This is a genomic window from Pseudomonas parafulva, from assembly GCF_000800255.1.
GTDB classification, from domain to species: Bacteria; Pseudomonadota; Gammaproteobacteria; order Pseudomonadales; family Pseudomonadaceae; genus Aquipseudomonas; species Aquipseudomonas boreofloridensis.
In genome coordinates, this window is record NZ_CP009747.1 from 907,998 (window position 1) to 930,028 (window position 22,031).

16 protein-coding genes are annotated in these 22,031 nt (G+C 67.3%); 2 read left to right on the top strand and 14 right to left on the bottom strand.

Annotated features, from left to right (window positions below):
* From NJ69_RS04065 to NJ69_RS04110, 10 genes are all read right to left on the bottom strand, one after another.
* Positions 1 to 600, bottom strand: a complete 600-nt coding sequence (locus NJ69_RS04065; protein ID WP_039576386.1) for a glutathione S-transferase — start codon at positions 598 to 600, stop codon at positions 1 to 3.
* Positions 597 to 4,241, bottom strand: a complete 3,645-nt coding sequence (locus NJ69_RS04070; RefSeq protein WP_039576388.1) for an AAA family ATPase — start codon at positions 4,239 to 4,241, stop codon at positions 597 to 599. Before NJ69_RS04070 ends, NJ69_RS04065 begins: the two co-directional genes overlap by 4 nt.
* Positions 4,238 to 5,476, bottom strand: a complete 1,239-nt coding sequence (locus tag NJ69_RS04075) for an exonuclease SbcCD subunit D C-terminal domain-containing protein (protein ID WP_039576390.1) — start codon at positions 5,474 to 5,476, stop codon at positions 4,238 to 4,240. Before NJ69_RS04075 ends, NJ69_RS04070 begins: the two co-directional genes overlap by 4 nt.
* Before the next feature lie 133 nt (positions 5,477 to 5,609).
* Positions 5,610 to 7,226: a BatD family protein gene (locus NJ69_RS04080; protein WP_039576392.1), complete on the bottom strand. Its 1,617-nt coding sequence runs from the start codon at positions 7,224 to 7,226 to the stop codon at positions 5,610 to 5,612.
* A complete protein-coding gene (locus tag NJ69_RS04085) occupies positions 7,223 to 8,953 on the bottom strand; it encodes a tetratricopeptide repeat protein (protein ID WP_039576394.1) in 1,731 nt (576 codons plus the stop codon). The genes NJ69_RS04080 and NJ69_RS04085 overlap by 4 nt, the downstream gene beginning before the upstream one ends.
* On the bottom strand, positions 8,950 to 10,026 hold the full coding sequence (locus NJ69_RS04090) for a vWA domain-containing protein (RefSeq protein ID WP_039576396.1): 1,077 nt from the start codon (positions 10,024 to 10,026) through the stop codon (positions 8,950 to 8,952). The genes NJ69_RS04085 and NJ69_RS04090 overlap by 4 nt, the downstream gene beginning before the upstream one ends.
* The gene (locus NJ69_RS04095) at positions 10,019 to 10,513 is read right to left on the bottom strand and encodes a DUF4381 domain-containing protein (RefSeq protein ID WP_039576398.1); all 495 of its coding nucleotides are present in this window, start codon (positions 10,511 to 10,513) and stop codon (positions 10,019 to 10,021) included. The genes NJ69_RS04090 and NJ69_RS04095 overlap by 8 nt, the downstream gene beginning before the upstream one ends.
* Complete coding sequence (locus tag NJ69_RS04100; RefSeq protein WP_039576400.1) at positions 10,510 to 11,451, bottom strand: DUF58 domain-containing protein; 942 nt, start codon at positions 11,449 to 11,451, stop codon at positions 10,510 to 10,512. The genes NJ69_RS04095 and NJ69_RS04100 overlap by 4 nt, the downstream gene beginning before the upstream one ends.
* 5 nt (positions 11,452 to 11,456) lie before the next feature.
* Entirely contained in the window at positions 11,457 to 12,416 is a 960-nt protein-coding gene (locus tag NJ69_RS04105; RefSeq protein WP_039576402.1) for an AAA family ATPase, read from the bottom strand.
* Positions 12,417 to 12,552: 136 nt separating this feature from the next.
* Positions 12,553 to 13,902 carry an NCS2 family permease gene (locus NJ69_RS04110; protein WP_039576404.1) on the bottom strand — a complete coding sequence of 450 codons (1,350 nt, stop codon included), beginning with the start codon at positions 13,900 to 13,902 and terminating at the stop codon, positions 12,553 to 12,555.
* A 351-nt stretch (positions 13,903 to 14,253) separates the two neighbouring features.
* Between NJ69_RS04110 and NJ69_RS04115 the strand changes: the two genes are divergently transcribed.
* Positions 14,254 to 14,997, top strand: coding sequence for a GntR family transcriptional regulator (locus NJ69_RS04115; protein ID WP_039576406.1), 744 nt, complete (start codon positions 14,254 to 14,256; stop codon positions 14,995 to 14,997).
* Between the two features lie 63 nt (positions 14,998 to 15,060).
* Here NJ69_RS04115 and guaD read toward each other — a convergent pair whose 3' ends face one another.
* From guaD to xdhA, 4 genes are read right to left on the bottom strand one after another with little or no spacing between them, the layout of a single operon-like run.
* Entirely contained in the window at positions 15,061 to 16,368 is a 1,308-nt protein-coding gene (guaD, locus tag NJ69_RS04120; RefSeq protein WP_039576408.1) for a guanine deaminase, read from the bottom strand.
* A gap of 10 nt (positions 16,369 to 16,378) precedes the next feature.
* Positions 16,379 to 17,224 carry a xanthine dehydrogenase accessory protein XdhC gene (gene xdhC / locus NJ69_RS04125; protein ID WP_029614943.1) on the bottom strand — a complete coding sequence of 282 codons (846 nt, stop codon included), beginning with the start codon at positions 17,222 to 17,224 and terminating at the stop codon, positions 16,379 to 16,381.
* 29 nt (positions 17,225 to 17,253) lie between these two features.
* A complete protein-coding gene (gene xdhB / locus NJ69_RS04130) occupies positions 17,254 to 19,653 on the bottom strand; it encodes a xanthine dehydrogenase molybdopterin binding subunit (protein ID WP_039576410.1) in 2,400 nt (799 codons plus the stop codon).
* Positions 19,646 to 21,100, bottom strand: a complete 1,455-nt coding sequence (gene xdhA / locus NJ69_RS04135; RefSeq protein WP_039576412.1) for a xanthine dehydrogenase small subunit — start codon at positions 21,098 to 21,100, stop codon at positions 19,646 to 19,648. Before xdhA ends, xdhB begins: the two co-directional genes overlap by 8 nt.
* A 269-nt stretch (positions 21,101 to 21,369) precedes the next feature.
* On the opposite strand from xdhA, the gene NJ69_RS04140 reads away from it, so the two are divergent.
* On the top strand, positions 21,370 to 22,029 hold the full coding sequence (locus tag NJ69_RS04140) for a GntR family transcriptional regulator (RefSeq protein WP_039576414.1): 660 nt from the start codon (positions 21,370 to 21,372) through the stop codon (positions 22,027 to 22,029).
* Positions 22,030 to 22,031 lie beyond the last annotated feature (2 nt).

Below are 22,031 nucleotides of genomic sequence, written 5' to 3' on the forward strand. Positions count from 1 at the left end.
TCAGGGCTGCTTGGCCATGATCGCCGTGAACAGCTCCGACGCCAGCCATCCTTGTAACCATCGGCGCAGGCGCGGATAAGCGGCCTCGGCGAACCATTGCGGTTCGACCCCGGCGAACTGGCGCAGCAAGGGCATCAACGCGGCATCGGCCAGACTTGGGTGATCGGCCAGCAGGAAGAGCCGCTGCGCCAGCAATCCTTCCAGTTCGGCCAGCCAGGTTTCAGCCTGCCGGCGGTAGTGTTCGCGCGAATGCTCGGGGTAACGTTCGGCGTACTTGTAGCGGTTCACCTGGGCCTTGAAGTCCGTGTCGTTGCGGGCAATGAGCACCTCGGCGCGGGCTGCGGCGGGCGGGTCGTCGAGCAAGCGCCAGTCTTGCGGGTCATGCCGGTCCAGAGCCCAGTGCATGATGTCCAGGCTTTCCTCCAGCACCCCGGCGCCGGTATCGAGCACCGGCACCGTGCCCTTGGGCGACAAGGCCAGCAGTTCGGCGGGCTTGTGCTTCAGCGACACTTCGCGGATCTCCACGTCGCAGCCGGCATAGCGCAGCGCCAGGCGCGCCCGCATGGCCCAAGGGCAGCGCCGGAACGAGTAGAGGATCACCCGCAGACCTCGACATCGCTCAAGCCGTTGCCTTGGCGGCGCACCTGGATTTGCACGGGGATCCGCTCGTGCATTTCCTGCACGTGGGAGATCACCGCGACCTTGCGGCCCTGGGCCTGCAAGCCGTCCAGCGCGTCCATGGCCAATTGCAGCGATTCCGGGTCGAGGCTGCCGAAGCCTTCGTCGATGAACAGCGACTCGATGCGCAGGGTGCTCGAGGCCATGGACGCCAGGCCCAGGGCCAGGGCCAGCGACACCAGGAAGGTCTCGCCGCCGGACAGCGAATGCACCGAGCGCAGTTCGTCGCCCATTTCCGTGTCCAGCACCAACAGGCCGAGGGCGCTGCCGCCGCGCTTGAGGCGGTAGCGCCGGGCCAGTTGGCGCAACTGCTGGTTGGCGTGGTGCAGCAGCAGGTCGAGGTTGTAGCCCTGGGCGATCTTGCGGAACACATCGCCGGAGGCCGAGCCGATCAGTGCGTTCAGGCGCGCCCAGCGTTGCCATTCGTGGCGGGCCTGCTCGATGGCGTCGGCCAAGGCCTGATGCGCCTGCTGGCGGCGTTGGTCGTCGGCCTGGCGGGCGCGCAGTTCGGCGCACTGCTGTTCCTGGGCGTTGAGGTGTTCCCGCAGCGCGACCAGGCGTTGTTGCAGGTCTTCGATCGACGCCTGGACCGCACCCGAGGCGTTGTGCTGTTGCAGGCGCTGCTCGCGCTCCTGCAACAGCACCCGGGCCTGTTCGACCGCTTTCTCGGCCTGCTGCAGGCGCTGACGCAGCGCGCTGACCTCGGCGTCGTCGATGGCCAGCAAGCGTTGCAACCCAGCGTCGTCGAGTTGCGGATGCTCGGCGCGCCAGTCGGCGATCTGGCTGTCCAAGGCGTGCCGTTCCTGCTCCAGCGCCTGCTGACGGGCGGTGTTGGCCTTGAGTTCGCCGGCCAGTTGCACGTCCTGGGTACGCAGCGCGTGAAGCTGCTGCGCCGTCTCGCTGTCGAGTGCCCGGGCCTGTTCGAGCTGGGTGTCGCCATGCTGCTGCCAGGCTTCGGCGCTGGGCTGCTCGCCGAGTAGTTCGGACAGCTCGGCGTGCGCCTGCTGACGCTGGGCATCGAGCGCTGCGCGTTGCTGCTGCAACTGTTCCAGCGCCTGGGCCTGGGTTTGGTGGTGATCGTGCAACTTGTCCAGTTGCGCTTGGCGGGCCTGCTGCTCCTGTTGTTCTTCCTGGCGCTGGGTCTGCTGTTGCAGGCGCAGGCTGATCTGCTGGTCGAGGGCGACGAAGGCGTGGGTGGGGTCATCGCTGAGGGCTTTGAGCACGTCTTCGGGCAGCACGCTGGCCAAGTCCGTCAGGCCTTGCCGCAGTTGTTGCTCGTCGTTATCCAGGGCCTGGTGCTGCTGCTCCAGATGGCGCTGGGCCTGCTGCTGGGCCTGCTGCGCCGCCTGCATCTGCTGGGTCAGGCGCGCGGCATCTTTTTGCAGCGTGAGCAGGGCGCTCTGGCGCTGCTCGTCCCGGCCGATTTCCGTCTCCAGCCGGCGCAATTGGCTGTCGAGCCAGGCGCTGCGGGCCGGGTCGTCCTGGGGCGCCAGCGCTGGCCACAGGCTGTGGGCCTGCAACTGGGCCGCCAGCGGTTGCAACTGTTCGTCCAAGTGCAGGTGTTGCTGCTGGAGGTCCTTGAGCTGGGCGTTGACTACGCCGAGCTGGGTGCGCAACTCCACCAGTTGCTGGGTGAGCGTCGCGACCTGTTGTTGCGCCGCTTCTTCTTCGACCTTGTCGTGCTGTCCAAGGCTCTGCAACAGCGCCTCGGGCTGGTGAAACGGATGCTCGGCGCTGCCGCAGACCGGACAGGCTTCGCCCTCGCGCAACTGACTGCGCAGCGCTTCGACACTGCTGTGGCGCGCCTGACGCTGGCGCTCCAGCAATTGCCGGGTCAGCGCCAAGGCCTGCTCGGCGGTGTCCAGTTCGGCTTTGGCGGCGGTGCCCTGGGCGATCAACTGCTGGCGCTGCTGCATGGCCTGCTGCTGGCGTTCGCGCAGCCCATCGCGTTGCTGGCTCAACTCGCGCTCGCGGCCGTGCAGGCGCGACAGTTCCTCCACGGCACGCTGCTGTTTGCGATTGTCCTGAAGCATGCCGCCGAGCAGATCGATCTGCTCGGCCAGTGCCTCGGGCTCGGCCTTGGCTTCGCGGAACAGCAGTTCGAGGCTGTCGCGCTGGCTCTGTACCTGCGCAGTGGCCTGGCTGGCCTGGGCCTGAAGACCGGGCAACTCTTCGCGGCCCTGGGCCAGGCGGGCGCCGATCTGCACCACCTGACGCACTTGCGGCAGGTACGCCTGCCAGGCGTCGGCCAGCCCGGACAAATGCTGGCTCTCGGCCAGAGTGGTGTCGATCAGCGCCAACTGCGCCAGGCTACGCTGCTGGTGTTCTTGCACCTGCTCAAGGTGTTGCTGGCCCTCGACCAGACGCTGTTCGGCGTCCTGGCAGAGCGACTGCTGTTTCTCCAGGTCCTGGTCCAGGCGCGCCAGTTCGTGCTGGGCGGCGAACGCCTGACGCAGGCGCGGGGCCTGTTCGGCCTGCTGCGCTTGCTGTTGCGCGAGGGCTTCGCGCGCCGCGAGCTGAGCCTGCTCCTGCTCGCCGAGGCGGGCGTGCAGGTCGGCCTGCTGACGCGTCTGCTCGGCCATCTCGGCCGCCAGCGGCGCGAGCTGGGCGCCCAGGGCGTGCTGACGCTGGAACTGATGACGCTGCGGCGCCAGCCGCTCGAGGCGCTGCAGGTCCAGACGCTGTTCGCCCAACTGCTCGCTGGCCTGCTCGGCGGCCTGGAGTGCTTCGACCACTTCCTGGCGTTGCGCCTGTAAGCGCTGCTGCTCGGCCAGCCAGGCGCATTGCTGCTCCAACTGCCGTTCGTTGGCTTGCTCGGCCTTGAACTGCAGCAAAGCCTGTTCGAGCTGTCGATCCAGCTCGGCGCGTGCGTCGGCCGCCAGCGGTAGCAGATGGCTGGCCTGCTCTTCCAGGGTCTTGAGCGCGTCGGCCGCTTCGCGGGTGCGGCTGAAGGCGCGCTGGCCAAGGCGGGTGTAGATCGCCGTGTTGGTGAGTTTTTCCAGCAGCTCGCTGCGCTCACGGTCGTCGGCCTTGAGGAAGGCGCCGAATTCGCTCTGGGCCAGCATCACCGCGCGGGTGAACTGTTCGAAGTTCAGCCCCAGGCGCGCCTCGACCAGCGACTTGTATTCCTGCTTGCCGCTGGCCAGCAGTTGCTCGCCGTCCAGGTCATAGAGGCTATGGCGGCTCTGCTGCAGTTTGCCGGTGGCCTTGTCGCGGGCGCGGTTGGCCTCCCAGCGGGCGCGGTAGCGCTGGCCGTCGATGCCGACGAAATCGACCTCGGCAAAGCCGCTGCCGGTGCCACGCCGCAGCAGGTTGCGCGGGTCGGACGTGGGAATCTCGCCGTCGGCGTCGGGCACCTTGGCTTCGCGACCGATCGGTTCGAGCCGCGGCACCGTGCCGAACAGCGCCAGGCACAGGGCATCGAGCAAGGTGCTCTTGCCGGCGCCGGTCGGCCCGGTGATGGCGAACAGGCCAGCGCTGGCCAGGGGCTCGGCGGTGAAGTCGATGTCCACGGGGCCGGCCAGGGAGGCCAGGTTCTTCAGGCGGATGGCCAGGATCTTCATGGCTGCGACGCCTCCAGTTGCACGTCCTGCAGCAGCAGGGCGAAGTCGTTCAGGGTCTGCTCGTCGACGGGGCTGCCATAGGCCTGCTCCCAGGCGCGGCCGAACAGATCCTGCGGCGTGAGCTGCGACAGCTCGACGAACGCCTGGCCGTCGTCGTCATGGGCCTCGCGCCCGGCGTATTCGGCGCTGATGCGCACCAGGCGCACGGCCTTGCCGTGCAGAGCGGCCTCGATGCGCTGGCGCAGGTCCGGCTGAGGCTCGTCCAGGCGCACGCGCACTTCCAGCCAGGGCTGACGGTTGGGATCGTCCAGCAGATCGATCACCGGCAATTCGGCCAGTTGCTCGAGCAGCTCGCTCAACGGCGCCGGCCCCATGCGCTGCAAGGCCACGGCGCGCGGCACCAGGCGCGGCTCGACGCTCACCAGCGCGGCGCCGTCCAGCTCGATCTCCAGCACCTGGTGCGGGTAGTTGATCTCGGCGAACGACAGCGGAATAGGCGCGCCGCTGTAGCGGATGCGTTGCTCGCGGTTGACCTTCTGCGGCTTGTGCAGGTGGCCCAGGGCGACATAGGCGATGGCTGGGTCGAACAGCCGCGCCGGCAGCGCTTCGGCGTTGCCGATGATCAGGCTGCGTTCGGAGTCTTCGCTGATCGAGCCGCCGGCCATGTGCGCATGGCTGATGGCGACCAGCGCCTGGTCCTTGCGGCGTTTGCCCAGCGCTGCGCCGATCAGTTGCTGGTGCACCTGATGAATGCCTTGCAGGTAGTCGTCGCCCAGTTGTGGGCCGGTGACTTCGGCTGGACGCAGGAAGGGCAGGGCCAGGCACCAGGCGCAGACCTTGCCGCGGGCGTTGGTCAGCGGAATCAACAGGCGCTCGGCGTCGAGCTGGCCGTCGTCCATCCAGTGCACACGGCCCAGGGCATGGGTGCGCAGGCGCCGCATCAGCGGTGCAGGCAGCTCGATGCGCGAACCGGAGTCGTGGTTGCCGGCGATCATCACGATGTCCAGCTTGGGCTGCTGTTCGTGGGCCTGGACGATGAAGTCGTAGAGGCGTTCCTGGGCTTTGACCGGCGGGTTGACGGTGTCGAAGATATCGCCGGCGATCAGCAGCGCGTCGGGCTGGCGCAGGCGCAACTGGCCCAGCAACCAGTCGAGGAAGCAGGCGTGTTCGAAGTCGCGTTCCTGGCCGTGGAGACTCTGGCCCAGGTGCCAGTCGGAGGTGTGAAACAGACGCATGGGGGACCTGTCGATGTCGAGTCGAGCGAACGCGGGTCGCGCTTGAAGGGGCGCTCGGGAGGGTCGCCATGGTAACTCAACTCGTCCGCGACCGGTTCTGCCGATGCTCAGGACCGTGGGGGCGATGCGGTCCTTATTTCGGGTACAGCGGCGGCAGGTTGCCGCTGTCGCCACCGGGCGCGACGGCAGGCTGGGCAGGCGGGATGCTGCCGATTGCGCGCCACAATTCGTCGCCATGCCAGTTCTGGCCGCTCTCGCTGTAGAGCGCCCCATTGAGTCCATCCAGCGCATCGGACAACGGTACGAAGCGCGCGGCCATTTCGGCCAGCGTCTCGGGCTGCTGACGGGCCCAGGCATCGAGCGCCTGGCGGGTGGCATGCGGATCGTTGGCCTGGCAGGCGCGCTTGAGATCGTCGAGCAACGTGCGTGGGCTCGGGCCACTCTGCGCCGTGCGCAGCACTGCCGGTTGCGAGCGGGCGCGCCACCACAGGCCGAAGCCCAGCAGCGTGGTCAGCGCCAGGATCAGCGTCGCCAGTTGCCAGGGCCACAGCAGGCTGCTACCGCCCGCGCCGTCGGCGGCAGGCGTGTCGGTGTTCAGGGCCGGGTTGTCGTCGATCTGCAGACCACGGGCCGGCAGGCTGCTGTGTTCCAGATGGTCCTCCAGGGTGTTCCACCAGGTGACTTCCAGCGCCGGCAACTGCAGGTGGCCGCTGCGGGTGGGGACCAGGGCTTCGCGCTCTTCGCGGTTGGCGGTCATGCCGCGTTCGTTGATCTCGTTGCGCAGCAAGGGCTGGTCGGGGTAGCGGCGCAGGCCGGGTGCTTCGGTGGCCGGCAGCGGCGGCAGTTGGGTGCTGGACAGACCCTCGGCGCGCAGGGTGATGCTGCGGGTCAAGGAGTCACCGATCTGCGTGGGTTGCTGGCTGGGGTCGGGGTTCCAGCGCTCTTCCAGGGTCAGGCTGCGCGCCGGCAGCCAGGTCAGCCCGGCGGGCCAGGCGGCGGGGATCGGTTTGACCTGCAGGCTCAGCGGCAACGAGCTGACCTGCACTTGGCGCCCGCCGTTGCCGGGCTGCTGGCCGCTGTCGGCCGCCGTGGCGGTGAAGGTCAGCGGTGGCAGTTGCAGTGGGCCGCTGCGCTGCGGGTAGAGGGCATAGCGGGTTTCGATCACGCCGTGGCGCACGCCGTTGATGTCCTTCTCGTAGGTGCGCGACTCGCCCAGTGGCTCGACCTTGACCTCGTCCAGGCGCAACGGGCTGAGGCTGCTGTCGTCGTACAGCGATACCGAGTGATAGATGCGCACGGTCAGCACGGCCTGGGCCTGAACATAGACCTCGGGGCTGTCCAGGCTGGTCTCGATGAACACCTGCGAGGCGCTGTCCGGGCGGTTGGGATCGGCTTGCACCACTTGCAACTCGATCGGCTCGCTGCGGGACTGACCCAATTGCAGCGCCGGGATCTGCAGGCTGCCGCTGCGCTTGGGCAGCAGGGTGACGATCCAGCGGGTGCTGGCCCGGGTTTCGCCATCCAGGGTGCGCAGGCTGTTGAGCTGGCGGGTGCCGCGCACCTCGAAATCGCCCTCCAGGGCGCGCAGGTCGGGTTTGCCGAACTGGGTGACGTCCTGGCTTTCCAGGGTCAGTTCCAGGGTTTCGCCGGCCTCCACGCGGGTACGGTCGACGCTGGCCTGCAGCGCGGGTTGGGCCTGGGTGAGGGTGAACCAGAGCAGGCCGAGTACAAAGACGCCGAGGCGACTCATCGTTTGGGTTCCTGATGCAATTGCTGTTCGTACCAGAACTTGCGCCGCAGCAACTGCGCCGGGTTGTCGGGGATTTCCCGCAACCACTGTTCCAGGGCCTGGCGCTGTTCGGCGTCCAGGCCGGTGGCGGCCGGTCGTTGCGGCGGTTGGGTGACGCTGTCGTCATCGTCGCCGGGGCTGCTGGAGCCGGTCGCATTGTCGTTGCTGGGGGCATTGCGGGCGTCGCGGCTGTCCTGGGCCGGGCTCTGCTCGTCGTTGCCGGGCGTGCCTTGGGCGCTGCTGTTGGGCGAACTGCTGTTGCCGTCGGTGTCGCGACTCGGGCTCTGTTCGGCCTGGTCGCTGTCGGTTTGCGCCTCGGCCTTGCCTTGGCGTTGCTGCAACAGTTGCTCGACCAGCGCCTGGTTGTCCAGCGCCGGTTGCAGGTCGGGTTGACGTTCCAGGGCCTGCTCGTAGGCGTCGAGCGCGGCCTCCAGCTCGCCGGCCTGGGCCAGCGCGTTGCCGCGGTTGTAGTGGGCGGCCGCGCTGTTGCTCTGGGCGAAGGCCTGGGCCGCGCCGCTGTAGTCACCAGCCTGGTACAGCGCCATGCCACGCCACTGCGGATCCTCGAAGCGTTCGGCGGCCTCGGCGGGGCGCTGGCGTTGCAGCAGGTGCTGGCCCTGTTGATCGGGGCGTCGCCACAGGTCCTGGAACTCGAAGGCTTGGCTGGGCTGGGGCAGGGCCAGCAACAGTGGCAGGCAGAACAGCCAGCCGCGCCGCCCGGCGCAGGCGGCCAGCAGCAGCAGCGGCAGCAGTAGCCAGTAACCCTGGTCGGCCCAGCTGTCCAGGTGCAGGGTCTGGCCGTCGTCGCGCAGGGCGCGCGGATTGTCGAACAGGCCCAGGCCGCGCAGGTCCAGGTCGTCGACGCGGGCGTGGCGGTAGCGACCGCCGCTGCCGGTGACGAAGCGCTTGAGCTCGGGGCTGTCCAGGTGCGGCACGAGAATGCCGCCCTGGGCGTCCTTGAGGTACTCGCCGTTGGCTTGGCGCACAGGGGCGCCTTCGGCGGTGCCGACGCCGAGCATCAGCAGCGAAGGCCCTTGACGGCCGAGGGCCTGACGGATGCCCTGGCGCTCCTGGGCACTGAGCGAGGAACCGATCAGCAGCACCCGGCCTTCGCCCAGGCCGCTCTGGGCCAGCAGCGCCAGACCCTTGTGCAGCGCCAGGTCGGCGCGCTGGCCCGGCTGCGGCATGATCGCCGGATCGACCGCTTCGAGCAGGTTGCGGGTGGTGCCCAGGTCGTCGGACAGCGGCACCAGCGTGTGCGCGCTGCCGGCGTAGACGATCAGCGCGGTCTGGCTGTCGCGGCGGTGTTCGAGCAGGTCGAGGATCTTGCGTCGAGCTTGCTCCAGGCGGTTGGGCTGGACGTCCTCGGCGAGCATCTGCGGGGTGAGTTCGAGCAGGATCACCAGCGGATCGGCGGGGCGCTGACGGGTTTCTTCCAGGCGTTGCCAGCTCGGTCCGAGCAAGGCCAGTACCAGCAGCAGCCAGGCCAGGCCCAGGGCGATCCAGGGCAGTTTGCTGCGGCTGCCGCTGCCGCCACCGAGCAGCACGGCGTGGAACTGCGGCGGCAGGATCATCTGCCAGCGTCCGGCGCGCTGACGCCGATGCCAGAGCTTGAACAACAGCCAGGCGAGCACGGGCACGCTCAGCAGCCAGAGCGGGCGTAGCCAGTGTGGCCAGAGTTCGATCATCGCCGCCTCCTCAGGCGCAGGCGTTCGAGGCGCTGACGCCATTGCGGATGGGGCTGCAGGAACCGCGGGCGACGCAGCAGGCGCTGCAGAAGGTGGTCGGGCCACTGTACGGCGATCACCAGCAGCACGCTGAGCAGCAGCGCCAGGGCCAGTGGCCAGGCATAGAGCTCATGGGCGGTGCGCGCCTGAGTGGGTTGCTGGGCCACCGGTTCGAGGCGGTCGAGGGTATCACCGATGGCGTCCAGTTCGGCACCGTCGTGGGCGCGGAAGTAGGCGCCCTGGGTCAGGCTGGCGATTTCCTTGAGCGAGGCTTCGTCCAGGTCCAGGCTTGGATTCAGGCCGAGCAGGCCCGGTGTGCCGTTGGCGTCGGGATCGGCGCCGATGCCGATGGCATAGATGCGCACGCCTTCCTGAGCGGCCAGGCGCGCGGCGGTCAACGGGTGGATCTGCCCGCCGTTGTTGGCGCCATCGGTGACCAGCACCAGCACCCGGCTCTGTGCCGGTCGCTGGCGCAGGCGCTTGACGGCCAGGCCGATGGCGTCGCCGATGGCGGTGTTCTTGCCGGCGATGCCGATCTGCGCTTCGTCGAGGAAGGTGCGCACGGTGCGCCGGTCGAAGGTCAGCGGCGCTTGCAGGTAGGCTTGGCTGCCAAACAGGATCAGGCCGACCCGGTCGCCTTCGCGGTCCTGGAGAAAGTCGCCAAGCAGTGCCTTGACCAGGTCCAGGCGACTGATGTCGTCGCCTTTCCAGTGCATGTCGGGGAAATCCATCGAGCCCGATACGTCCACTGCGACCAGCAGGTCGCGGCCGCTGGCGGCGATCGGCACGGGTTCGCCCAGCCATTGCGGGCGCGCGGCGGCCAGCAGCAACAGCAGCCAGATCACCAGGAACGGCGCCTGCTGGCGCCAGGTCGGCAGGTTCAGCCGCGCGCGGCGCCCGGCCAGGCTTTCCAGTTCGTCGAGAAAACCCACCTTGAGCACCGGCTCGCCGCTGTCGGCGGCGGGCAGCAGCAGGCGCATCAGCCAAGGCAGCGGCAGCAGCGCGAAGATCCACGGCCAGGCCAGGTCAAACATGTTTGCGAATCCAGGTCTCGACCGCCTGGGCAAGCCCGGCGATGGCCTTGTCGTCGAGCTTGCACTCGGGCTTGTAGGCGCCTTCGACCAGTACCATCCAGCGCGTCAGGCCGGCGGCCGGGCAGCGGTTGTCGAGAAAGGCCAGCCATTGGCGGCCGTTGAGGGTATGGCTGTGGGCACCGGGATAGTGGTTGCGGCACAGGCGCTTGAGCAGGGCATTGATCTGCTGCAGCCAGGCGCCGGCCGGCGCACCGTCGTAGGGGCGCGGCAGGCGGGCCAGTTCGGCCAGCGCCTCGACCCGCACCGGATCCAGCGGCTGCTCGGCGCGCACCACCTTGCGCGGGACCGGGCGCCAGCGCAGCAGGCGCCACAGGCCCCAGCCCAACAGCGGCAGCACGGCCAGCAACAGCCACCAGCCCGGTGCCGGCGGCCAGATACTGATCGGCGCTGGCGCGATCAGCGGTTGCAACTGATCCAGCGGGTTCATTGGCTGCTTCCAGGGCGCTGGTTGAGGGACTCGCGCAACTGCTCGATCATTTCGCTCTGGGTGCTCAGCGGAATCAGCACCACGCGCAGTTTCTGCGCCAGCAACTCCCAGCGCTCGATGCGCGCTTCGGCCTGCTGGCGGTAGAGCAGGCGCAGGTTGGCGTCCAGGGTATCGAGTTCCAGTTGCGCGCCGCGCTGGGCGAAGCGCAGCAGGCCGGCGGCGGGCAGGGCATGGTCGAGCGGGTCGCTGATCGGCAGCAGCAGCAGGTCGCAATGGCGCGAGAGCATCGCCAGGTGCTGTTCCACCGCCGGAGTGAGCGCGCGTTCGTCGCAGATGACGATGGCCAGGCTGCCCGGGCGCAGCACCTCGCGCGCACGGCGCAGGGCCAGGCCCAGGCTGTCCGCTTGCGACACGGCTTCGGTGTGCAGCGCCTGGTTGATGCGCGCCAGGCGATTGAGCAACTGCAGCAGGCTCTGCTTGCTGCGACGTGGTTTGATCTCGTGGTGCTCGTGGTCGCCGAACACCAGGCCGCCGATGCGGTCGTTGTGGCCCAGGGCGGCCCAGCCGAACAGCGCGGCCGCCTGGGCGGCGAGCACCGACTTGAACATCAGGCCCGAGCCGAAGAACAGGCGCTGGCTCTGCTCGACCAGGATGAAGATCGGCCGCTCGCGCTCTTCATGGAACAGCTTGGTGTGCGGCTCCTGGGTGCGGGCGGTGACGCGCCAGTCGATGTTGCGCACATCGTCGCCGGCCTGGTAGACGCGAACCTGGTCGAAATCCACGCCGCGTCCGCGCAGCTTGGAGTGGTGCAGGCCCACCAGCGGGCTGCGCTGGCCGGGTCGGGAAAACAGCTGGATTTCGCGCACGCGGTGGCGCATGTCGATCAGCTCGGCCAGGCCGATGCGGATGCCGGGTTCGCTCAGGTGGGCGGCGGGCATGCGCGTCAGGCGACGGCGACGACGTCGAGGATGCGCTGCACCACGCGGTCCTGGTCGACACCGGCCGCTTCGGCCTCGAAGGACAGGATGACGCGGTGGCGCAACACGTCGAACAGCACCGCCTGAATGTCCTCGGGGCTGACGAAGTCGCGTCCGGCCAGCCAGGCATGAGCGCGTGCGCAGCGGTCCAGGGCGATGGAGCCGCGCGGGCTGGCGCCATAGGCGATCCAGTCGGCCAGCTCGGCGTCGAACTTGGCGGGTGTACGGGTGGCCATCACCAATTGCACCAGGTATTCCTCCACCGCATCGGCCATGTACAGGCCGAGGATCTCCCGGCGCGCGGCGAAGATCGCCTGCTGGCTCACCTGGCGTTCGGGCTTGACCTCACCGCCCAGCGCTTCGCCGCGAGCCTGCTGGAGAATGCGCCGCTCGACGGCGGCATCCGGGAAGCCGATCTTGACGTGCATGAGGAAGCGGTCGAGCTGGGCTTCGGGCAGCGGGTAGGTGCCTTCCTGCTCGATGGGGTTCTGCGTGGCCATCACCAGGAACAGCGGCGACAGCTCGTAGGTGCTGCGGCCAACGCTGACCTGGCGCTCGGCCATGGCTTCGAGCAACGCCGACTGGACCTTGGCCGGTGCCCGGTTGATTTCGTCGGCCAGCACCAGGTTGTGGAAAATCGGCCCTTGCTGGAACACGAAGCTGCCGGTTTCCGGACGATAGATCTCGGTGCCGGTGATGTCGGCCGGCAGCAGGTCGGGGGTGAACTGGATACGGTGGAACTGCGCCTCGATGCCTTCGGCCAGTTCCTTGATGGCTTTGGTCTTGGCCAGGCCCGGCGCGCCTTCGACCAGCATGTGGCCGTCGGCGAGCAGTACGATCAGCAGGCGATCGACCAGCTTCTCCTGGCCCAGGATCTGGGAGGAGAGAAAGGTGCGCAGCGCGATCAGCGCTTCACGGTGTTCCATCGGCGACGGTTCCTGGACATGGGCCGGGCGCTTGGCTGAAGGCGGGGTGCCGGGCAGGGGCACATACTTTAATCCATCCAGGGGGGTGGCGACCAATGGCCGCCGGAAAAATACCTGCGCCGTGCCCAGCCGAGGCCTACAGGAACACGAATTTGGCGATGAAGATCAGGCACAGCACCCACAGGCTGGCCGAAATCTCTTTGAATTTGCCGGTGCCGGCCTTGAGCACCACGTAGGTGATGAAGCCCAGTGCGATACCGTCGGCGACCGAGAACGTCAGCGGCATCATGATCGCGGTGACGATCGCCGGGATGCTGTCGGTGGCCTCGTCCCATTCGATGTGGGCCATGCTACCCATCATCAACATCGCCACGTAGATCAGCGCGCCGGAGGTGGCGTAGGCGGGGATCATGCCGGCCAGCGGGGCGAAGAACATCGCGGCGACGAACAGCACGCCGACCACCACGGCGGTCAGCCCGGTGCGCCCACCCGCCGCCACGCCGGCGGCGCTTTCCACGTAGCTGGTCACCGGCGGCACGCCCACGGCGGCGCCGAACACGCTGGAGGCGCTGTCGGCCTTGAGCGCCCGCGACAGGTTCTCGATGCGGCCGTTGGCGGCCACCAGGTTGGCCCGCTGGGCGACGCCCATCAGGGTGCCGGCGGTGTCGAACATGTGCACGAAGAGAAAGGCCAGCACCACGCTGATCATGCTGACGTTGAACACACCGGCCAGGTCCATGGCCATCCAGGTCGGCGCCAGGCTCGGCGGCAGCGAGAACACCCCGCCGTACTGCACCAGGCCCAGGCCCCAGCCGGCCAGGGTCACGGCGATGATGCTGATGAGAATGGCGCCGAACACCCGGTGGTAGCTCAGCACCGCGATCAGCAGGAAGCACAGTGCCGCCAGCAGGGGCGCGGGTTCATGCAGCGAGCCCAGCCTGATCAGGGTCGCCGGGCTGTCGACGATGATGCCGGCGGTCTTCAGGCCGATCAGTCCGAGGAACAGGCCGACCCCGGCGCCCATGGCGTGGCGCAGGCTAAGGGGAATGCTGTTGAGCAGCCATTCGCGCACCCGCGACAGGGTCAGCAGCATGAACAGCACACCGGAGACGAACACCGCGCCCAAGGCGGTCTGCCAGCTGTAGCCCAGGGTGCCGACCACGGTGTAGGTAAAGAAGGCGTTCAGGCCCATGCCGGGAGCCAGGCCCACCGGCCAGTTGGCGTACAGGCCCATCAGCAGGCACCCGAGGGCGGCGGCGATGCAGGTGGCGACGAAGGCGGCGCCGTGGTCGATGCCGGCGTCGGCCATGATGTTGGGGTTGACGAAGATGATGTAGGCCATGGTGATGAAGGTGGTCACCCCGGCGATCAGCTCGGTCCTGACCGTGGTGCCATGGTGCTTGAGCTTGAAGAGGCGCTCCAGCCAGTCGGGCTTGGGCGAGGTGGCGAGGTCCAGCGACGGGGCTTCGGATTTGCGGCTTTCCACAGCGAGTACTCCTCAAGTCGTTCTTGTTGTTCTGGAGCCCTGGTCCTGCGCATGCGCTGGGCGGCTCCGTGAGGGTAGGGCAGATGGCAGGATTTCCTGACTGAAAGGTCAGGAACTTGCACGGTGGATTATGCTTTTGTGTACAAAGAAAGCAAATAATGTTTTATCTTTCGTGCCCACAGGTGTCGTTCGGCGGGCTATAAGGGCACTGGGCATCTGCAGAAACGCCTCAGCCTGTGTACAATGCGCCGATACCTTGACCCCCTTTTTTCACCCCAGGACTTGCCAGCTACCCTGCGACAGGTATTACAGTCGAGGCTCCACTGGCCGACCCCTTGTGCTCGAGTGCCCATGAACGAACAGCTGCAACCTCTGAAGAAACCTGCGCGCGCGCCCAAGGCCGGTCGCAGCGGCACCCAGGACGACATCGTCTATGCGCACATCTTCGAGGCCATCCTCGAACAGCGGTTGGCGCCGGGTACCAAGTTGAGTGAGGAAGCGCTGGGCGAAATCTTCGGCGTCAGCCGCACCATCATCCGCCGCGCGCTGTCGCGCCTGGCCCATGAAAGCGTGGTGCTGCTGCGGCCCAACCGCGGTGCGGTGGTCGCCAGCCCGACGGTGGAGGAGGCGCGCCAGGTGTTCTTCTCCCGGCGTATGGTCGAGCGCGCCATCACCGAACTGGCCGTTCAGCACGCCAGCGTCGAACAGCTCAACGAACTGCGCCAGATGGTGCGCGAGGAGCGCGACAGTTTCTCGCGCGGCGACCGCGGTGCCGGCATCCGCCTCTCCGGCGAGTTTCACCTCAAGCTGGCCGAGGCAGCAGGTAACGCGCCACTGGTCAGCTTCCAGCGCAGCCTGGTGTCGCAGACCTCGCTGATCATCGCCCAATATGAAAGCGGCAACCGTTCCCACTGCTCCTACGACGAGCACATGCAACTGATCGACGCCATCGAGGCGGGCGATGCCAGTCAGGCGGTGAGCTTGATGATGCACCACATGGATCACATCGACAGCAAGCTCAATCTTGACGAAGACAGCGCCTCGGACGATCTGCACGCGGTGTTCTCGCACCTGCTGAACAAGTCCAAAGGCTGATCGTCTGCCGCGCTGATCGAGGACCGCTGCACAGCCCCTGGCCGGGCTGGGCAGCGGTTTTTTTCATCCGCGCCGATGGACCGAACGGCCGGCGGCGAAGGTCTCGCGCACGGTGCGGTCGTCGCCCAGAGTGGTCAGCACGAACAAGGTTTCCTCGATGCTGCGCGACTGCTGGATGCGGTAGTCCAGCAGCGGCGTGGCCTTGTAGTCGAGTACCACGAAGTCGGCGTCGTTGCCGGGGCGCAGGCTGCCGATGCGGTCGTCCAGGCGCAGCGCGCGGGCGCCGCCCAGGGTCGCCAGGTACAGCGACTTGAACGGGTGCAGGCGCACGTCCTGCAACTGCATCACTTTGTAAGCCTCGTTCAGGGTGTTGAGCAGCGAGAAGCTGGTGCCGGCGCCGACGTCCGTGCCCAGGCCCACGTTGACCTTGAAGCGCTCGGCCTGGGGCAGGTTGAACAGGCCGCTGCCCAAGAACAGGTTCGAGGTGGGGCAGAAGGCCACGGCCGAGCCCGTGTCGGCCAGGCGCTGGCATTCCTCGTCGCACAGGTGCACGCCGTGGGCGAAGACCGAGCGCTCGCCGAGCAATTCGAAGTGATCGTAGACATCCAGGTAGCCGCTGCGCTCGGGGAACAGCGCCTTGACCCACTCGATTTCCTTGAGGTTCTCCGACAGGTGAGTGTGCAGATAGACGCCGGGATGCTCCTTGAGCAAGCGACCGGCCATGGCCAGTTGCTCGGGGGTGCTGGTGGGGGCGAAACGTGGGGTCACGGCGTAGTGCAGGCGGCCCTTGCCGTGCCAGCGCTGGATCAGCGCCTTGCTGTCGGTGTAGCTGGATTCGGCGCTGTCGGTGAGGTAGTCGGGGGCGTTGCGATCCATCATCACCTTGCCGGCGATCAGGCGCAGGTCCAGGCGCTCGGCGTGCTCGAACAGCGCATTGACCGATTCGGGGTGCACACTGCCGAACACCAGGGCGGTGGTGGTGCCGTTGCGCAGCAGTTCGGCGAGAAACAGCTTGGCCACCTCATCGGCATGGGCCTTGTCGGCGAATTGCCGTTCGCAGGGGAAGGTGTAGGTGTTGAGCCAGTCCAGTAGCTGTTCGCCGTAGGAGCCGATCATGCCGGTCTGCGGGAAATGGATGTGGGTGTCGATGAAGCCCGGCGTGATCAGCGCGTCCTGGTGGTGCACCACCTCGATGTCGGCATCGAGGGTCGGCAGCAGGTCGGCGGCGTGGCCCACGGCGCTGATACGGCCCTGGTCGATCACCAGCAGACCGTCTTCGAAATACTCGTGGGAGGCCTGCAGGCCGACCTCGGCGGGGTCGGCGATGCTGTGCAGGATGGCGGCTCGGTAGGCTTTGCGAGTGGCAGTCATGAAACGCTCTTCAAATGGCGTGGCTGCGCCGGGAGGGCGGCAGCAACTGGGCAATGGGGCCTGCATTGGCACCAGCGTCGTGCTGGCCGAAACAGGCGTTGTAGGTGGCGATGATCTCGCCGGCGATGGACACGGCGATCTCGATGGGCAGCTTGCCTTTGACCTGCGCCAGCCCCATGGGACAGCGCATGCGTGCCACCACCGCGTCGTCGTAGCCGCGCTCGCGCAGGCGGTGTTCGAACTTGACCCGTTTGGTTTTCGAGCCGATCAGGCCGAACCAGGTGAAGTCGTTGCGCGCGAGAATGGCGGCGGTCAGTTCCAGGTCCAGCTGATGGTTGTGGGTCATGACGATGCAGTAGCTGCCCACTGGCAGCTCGGCCACTTCGTCGACCGGCTCTTCGCTGAGCACCTGGGTCACGCCGTGGGGTATCGACGGCGGGAACTCGTCCGGGCGCGAGTCGATCCAGCGCACCCGGCAAGGCAGCGCGGCGAGCAAGGGTACCAGAGCCCGTCCGACATGGCCCGCGCCGAACACGGCGATCTGCGCCTGCACGGGGGCCATGGGTTCGAACAGCAGCACCGTCACGCCGCCACAGCACTGGCCGAGGCTGGCGCCCAGGCTGAAGCGCTCCAGATGCGGTGTGCTGCGCTGCTCGGCGAGCATCTGCCGGGCAATGTGCAGGGCCTTGAACTCCAGGTGCCCGCCGCCGATGGTGTCGAACAGCTGGCTGGCGCTGACCACCATCTTCGAGCCGGCATTGCGCGGCGTCGAGCCGCGCTCCTCGATGATGGTCACCAGTACACAGGGTTCGCCACGGGCCTGATGATCGGCGAGGGCAGTGATCCATTCATGCATGTGCTGAATCCTCGGTGAGGCCGGTGTCGTCAGGGGGCGACGGTTTCCGCCACGGGCTGGGTGGCGAGTGGCTGCATGCGCGCCTGGCGCATCTGTTCGCAGCCCCAGAGTACGCGTTCGGGTGTGGCGGGCGCGTCGATCTGCGGCTGCACGCGATAGTCGGCCAGGCTCGCCACGGCGTCCTTGAGCGCGCACCAGGCGGCGATGCCGAGCATAAATGGCGGCTCGCCGACGGCCTTGGAATGGAACACCGTGTCCTCCGGGTTCTTGCGGTTCTCCACCAGCTTCACCCGCAGGTCCGGCGGCATGTCGGCCACCGCCGGGATCTTGTAGCTGGCCGGGCCGTTGGTCACCAGCTTGCCCTTGGCGTTCCACACCAGCTCTTCGGTGGTCAGCCAGCCCACGCCCTGGATGAACCCGCCCTCGACCTGGCCGATGTCGATGGCCGGGTTCAGCGAGTCGCCGACGTCATGCAGGATGTCGGCGCGCAGCATCTTGTACTCGCCGGTGAGGGTGTCGATGAGCACTTCCACGCAGGCGGCGCCGAAGGCGTAGTAGTAGAACGGCCGGCCGCGGGCCTGGCTGCGGTCGTAGTAGATCTTCGGCGTGCGGTAGAAGCCGGTGCTCGACAGCGAGACCTGGCCGAAGTAGGCCTGCTGCACCAGTTGTTCGAAGCTCAGCAGTTGTTCGCGCACACGCACGTGGCCGTTGCGGAATTCGACGTCTTCTTCGCTGACCTGGTAGTGCCGGGCGGCGAACTCGGTCAGGCGCCGCTTGAGAATCTCGGCGGCGTTCTGGGCGGCCTTGCCGTTCAGGTCGGCGCCGCTGGAGGCCGCGGTGGGCGAGGTATTGGGCACTTTATCGGTGTTGGTGGCGGTGATCTGGATGCGCTCGATGTCGACCTGGAACACCTGTGCCACCACCTGGGCGACCTTGGTGTTCAGGCCCTGGCCCATCTCGGTGCCGCCGTGGTTCAGGTGAATGCTGCCGTCGGTGTAGAGGTGGATCAGCGCACCGGCCTGGTTGAGGAAGGTGGCGGTGAAGGAGATGCCGAACTTCACCGGCGTCAGGGCCAGGCCCTTCTTCAGGACGGGGTTGGCGGCATTGAACTGGCGGATGGCTTCGCGGCGTTCGGCGTACTGGCTGCTGACTTCCAGCTCGGCGGTCATTTCCTCGAGCAGGTTGTGCTCGACGGTCTGGTAGTAGTGGGTGACGTTGCGTGTCTGCTTGCCGTAGTAGTTGGCCTTGCGCACCGCCAGTGGATCGAGGCCCAGGTGCCGTGCGATGTGGTCCATCACCTGTTCGATGGCGACCATGCCCTGGGGGCCGCCGAAGCCGCGGTAGGCCGTGTTGGAGGCAGTGTGGGTCTTGCAGCGGTGGCCGTTGACCGTGGCATCGCCCAGGTAATAGGCGTTGTCGGCGTGGAACATGGCGCGGTCGACGATCGAGCCAGACAGGTCGGGGGAGTAGCCGCAGTTGCCGGCCAGGTCCATGGCGATGCCGTGCAGGCGGCCGCTGTCGTCGAAGCCGACGTCGTACTCGACATAGAACGGATGACGCTTGCCGGTCATGGTCATGTCCTCGACCCGTGGCAGGCGCATCTTGGTCGGTTGCCCGGTCAGGCGCGCGATCACCGCGCACAGGCACGCGGGGCTCGCGGCCTGGGTCTCCTTGCCGCCGAAACCGCCGCCCATGCGGCGCATGTCCAGCACCACCTTGTTCATCGGCACGTCCAGTACCTCGGCCACCAGCTTCTGCACTTCGGTGGGGTTCTGCGTCGAGCAGTACACCAGCATGCCGCCGTCCTCGGTGGGCATGACCGACGACACCTGCGTCTCCAGGTAGAAATGCTCCTGGCCGCCGATGTGCAGGGTGCCTTGCAGGCGGTGCGGGGCGCTGGCCAGGGCGGCGCTCGAATCGCCGCGCTGATGGGTGTGGCTGTCGAGCACGAAGTGCTTCTGGCGCAGGGCCTGGACCACGTCCAGCACGGGCTCCAGGTCTTCGTATTCGACGATCGCCGCCTGCGCGGCGCGGCGCGCGGTGGCCAGGTCGCGGGCGGCCACGGCGAGCACCGGTTGGCCGTAGTATTCGACCTTGTCGATGGCCAGCAAGGGGTCGCCGGGCATTATCGGGCCGATGTCCTTGAGGCCGGGAATGTCCTCGTGGGTGATGACGATGCGCACGCCTTCGAACTGGTAGCACGGCGTGGTATCGATGCGCAGGATGCGCGCGTGGGCGCGGTCTGCCGTACGTGCATAGACGTGCAACTGATTGGGAAACTCCAGGCGGTCGTCGATGTACACGGCCTCGCCGGACACGTGTTTGTCGGCGCTTTCGTGGCGCACGCTGCGACCGACGCCGGTGCTCAAGTCCTGGCTGAACAGTTCGGCCATCTCGGCCTGGCTCTTGACGGTGTGATGGTTAGACATGGTCGGTCACCCGGGTCGCGAAGGACGGCGATTGCTGTTCGATGAAGTACTTGCGCAGCAGGTTCTGCGCGGTCAGCAGGCGATAGGCCTGGCTCGCGCGAAAGTCGCTCAGTGGGCTGAAGTCCTCGGCCAGCGCCTGGCAGGCGCGCTCTAGTGTGGCCGAATTCCACGGCTTGCCCAGCAAGGCGGCCTCGCAGGCACGGGCGCGCTTGGGGATCGCCGCCATGCCGCCGAAGGCGATACGGGCGCCGGCCACGGCGCCGTCGTCCAGACTCAGGTTGAAGGCCGCGCATACCGCCGAGATGTCATCGTCCAGGCGCTTGGAAACCTTGTAGGCACGGAAGGTCCAGTCGGCGCTGGCGCGCGGCACTCGAATCGTCTCGATGAACTCGCTGTCCTGGCGGGCGGTGATGCGGTAGTCGATGAAGTAGTCTTCCAGCGCCAATGTGCGCTGGCGCTCGCCCTGGCGCAGCACGATCTCTGCATTCAGGGCGATCAGCAGCGGGGGCGAGTCGCCGATGGGCGAGGCGTTGCCGATGTTGCCGCCCAGGGTGCCCTGGTTGCGGATCTGCAGCGAGGCGAAGCGCTGCAGCAGGGCGCCGAAGTCCGGATACTCGCTCGCCAGCGCGGCGTAGCAGTCGGTGAGGGTGACGGCGGCGCCGATTTCCAAATGCGTGGCGGTGAGGTCGATGCGCTTGAGCTCGGCCACGTGACCGACATGGATCATCACCGGCAGGGTCTTGTGCATCTGCGTGACTTCCAGCGCCAGGTCGGTGCCGCCGGCCAGCAGGCGCGCCTCGGGGTGCGAGCCGTAGAGCTCGGCCAGGTCGGCGACGGTCAGTGGCACCAGGCAACGTTTGTCGCCGCTGTTGAGCTCACCGGTCTGTTGCGGGGCGATAGTCTTCAGAAGGGCGATGGTCTGCGCCTGCCCAGCGTCGAACTGATCGGGGCAGGGCTGGGTGCAACTGCGCTCGGCGGCCTCGAGAATCGGCCGGTAGCCGGTGCAGCGGCACAGGTTGCCGGCCAGGGCTTCATGGGCCTGGTGCGGGTCGGCGCCGCTGCTGTTCTTCTGCAAGGCGAACAGCGACATGACGAAACCAGGGGTGCAGAAGCCGCATTGCGAGCCGTGACACTCGGCCATGGCCCGCTGCACGCTGTGCAACTGGCCCTGGTGCTTGAGCGCTTCGACGCTGATCAACTGCTTGCCGTGCAGCGCCGAGACGAAGGTCAGGCATGAATTGAGGCTGCGGTAGCGCAGGGTGTCGGCGCCGTGCGCGTCCTGGGTCAATTCACCGACCACCACGGTGCAGGCGCCACAGTCGCCACTGGCGCAGCCTTCCTTGGTGCCGGTCTTGCCCAGGTGCTCGCGCAGGTACTGCAGCACCGTCATGTTCGGGTCCAGCGCGTGCTCGCTGTGCAGCGCCCGGTTAACGAGAAACTGGATCACGGAGGAATGCCTCGTAGCGTTTTATTGTTGTTGGGCGGACTCTAAGCAAGCGCTGACCTCGGGGTCAATAATTTTCTGACCCAAAGGTCAGGATTTTACCCGCGCCTTTGTCCAGCCACCCAACGCTGACCTTCTGACAAGCATAGATCGCGCCGGCTCGGCCGGGTGACCGCGAGGTCGCACAAAGCCGTGTGTGGCGCTGCGCGGTTGCCCAATGAGTGCGCTACAATCGCGCCCTTGTGCACTGTTTTCGACTTCCAAGGAACATCATGACCTTCAAGGCGCCTGACAGCCTCTGCGAGCAGATCGCTCACTACCTGGCCGAGCGGATCATCCGTGGCGAGCTCGCACCCGGTGAGCGCATCCAGGAGCAGAAGGTCACCCAGGCGCTGAACGTCAGCCGTGGCTCGGTGCGCGAGGCCCTGCTGATTCTCGAACGTCGCCATCTGGTGGCGATCCTGCCGCGACGCGGCGCCCACGTCACCGAACTGGACGAGCGCAGCGTGCGCAGCCTGTGTGCGCTGATGGGCGAACTGTACATCCTGCTCGGTTACGCCGTGGCCCAGCAGTGGCGCAGCGAGAGCGACCTGCTGCCGTTCCTGGAGATCCAGCAGCGCCTGCACCAGGCCCGCGCGGCCCAGGACATCGAGTCGTTCGTCGCCGACAGTTTCGCGGTAATGCGCGCGGCCTACCCCTTCGCCGCCAACCCCTACCTGCAGGAAACCGTGGAAAACCTGCAGCCGGCCATGAGCCGCGCCTACTACCTGGCCCTGGACCAGCGCCAGGCCAACATGGACGACTACCTCGAATTGTTCGCCCGCCTGCTCGACGCGGTGCTGCTGCGTGACATGCCGCGCATCCGCGAGGTGCTGGTCGCCTATTGTCAGCGCAGCTGCGAGCTGGTGCTGGCTGCGTTGGCGCGGATCTGACC

Excerpts from the sequence above, each read along its gene's own strand:
- NJ69_RS04070 (WP_039576388.1), bottom strand. The coding sequence starts at position 4,241 with ATGAAGATCCTGGCCATCCGCCTGAAGAACCTGGCCTCCCTGGCCGGC.
- NJ69_RS04075 (WP_039576390.1), bottom strand. The coding sequence starts at position 5,476 with ATGCGTCTGTTTCACACCTCCGACTGGCACCTGGGCCAGAGTCTCCAC.
- NJ69_RS04080 (WP_039576392.1), bottom strand. The coding sequence starts at position 7,226 with ATGAGTCGCCTCGGCGTCTTTGTACTCGGCCTGCTCTGGTTCACCCTC.
- NJ69_RS04085 (WP_039576394.1), bottom strand. The coding sequence starts at position 8,953 with ATGATCGAACTCTGGCCACACTGGCTACGCCCGCTCTGGCTGCTGAGC.
- NJ69_RS04090 (WP_039576396.1), bottom strand. The coding sequence starts at position 10,026 with ATGTTTGACCTGGCCTGGCCGTGGATCTTCGCGCTGCTGCCGCTGCCT.
- NJ69_RS04095 (WP_039576398.1), bottom strand. The coding sequence starts at position 10,513 with ATGAACCCGCTGGATCAGTTGCAACCGCTGATCGCGCCAGCGCCGATC.
- NJ69_RS04100 (WP_039576400.1), bottom strand. The coding sequence starts at position 11,451 with ATGCCCGCCGCCCACCTGAGCGAACCCGGCATCCGCATCGGCCTGGCC.
- NJ69_RS04105 (WP_039576402.1), bottom strand. The coding sequence starts at position 12,416 with ATGGAACACCGTGAAGCGCTGATCGCGCTGCGCACCTTTCTCTCCTCC.
- NJ69_RS04115 (WP_039576406.1), top strand. The coding sequence starts at position 14,254 with ATGAACGAACAGCTGCAACCTCTGAAGAAACCTGCGCGCGCGCCCAAG.
- guaD (WP_039576408.1), bottom strand. The coding sequence starts at position 16,368 with ATGACTGCCACTCGCAAAGCCTACCGAGCCGCCATCCTGCACAGCATC.
- xdhC (WP_029614943.1), bottom strand. The coding sequence starts at position 17,224 with ATGCATGAATGGATCACTGCCCTCGCCGATCATCAGGCCCGTGGCGAA.
- xdhB (WP_039576410.1), bottom strand. The coding sequence starts at position 19,653 with ATGTCTAACCATCACACCGTCAAGAGCCAGGCCGAGATGGCCGAACTG.
- NJ69_RS04140 (WP_039576414.1), top strand. The coding sequence starts at position 21,370 with ATGACCTTCAAGGCGCCTGACAGCCTCTGCGAGCAGATCGCTCACTAC.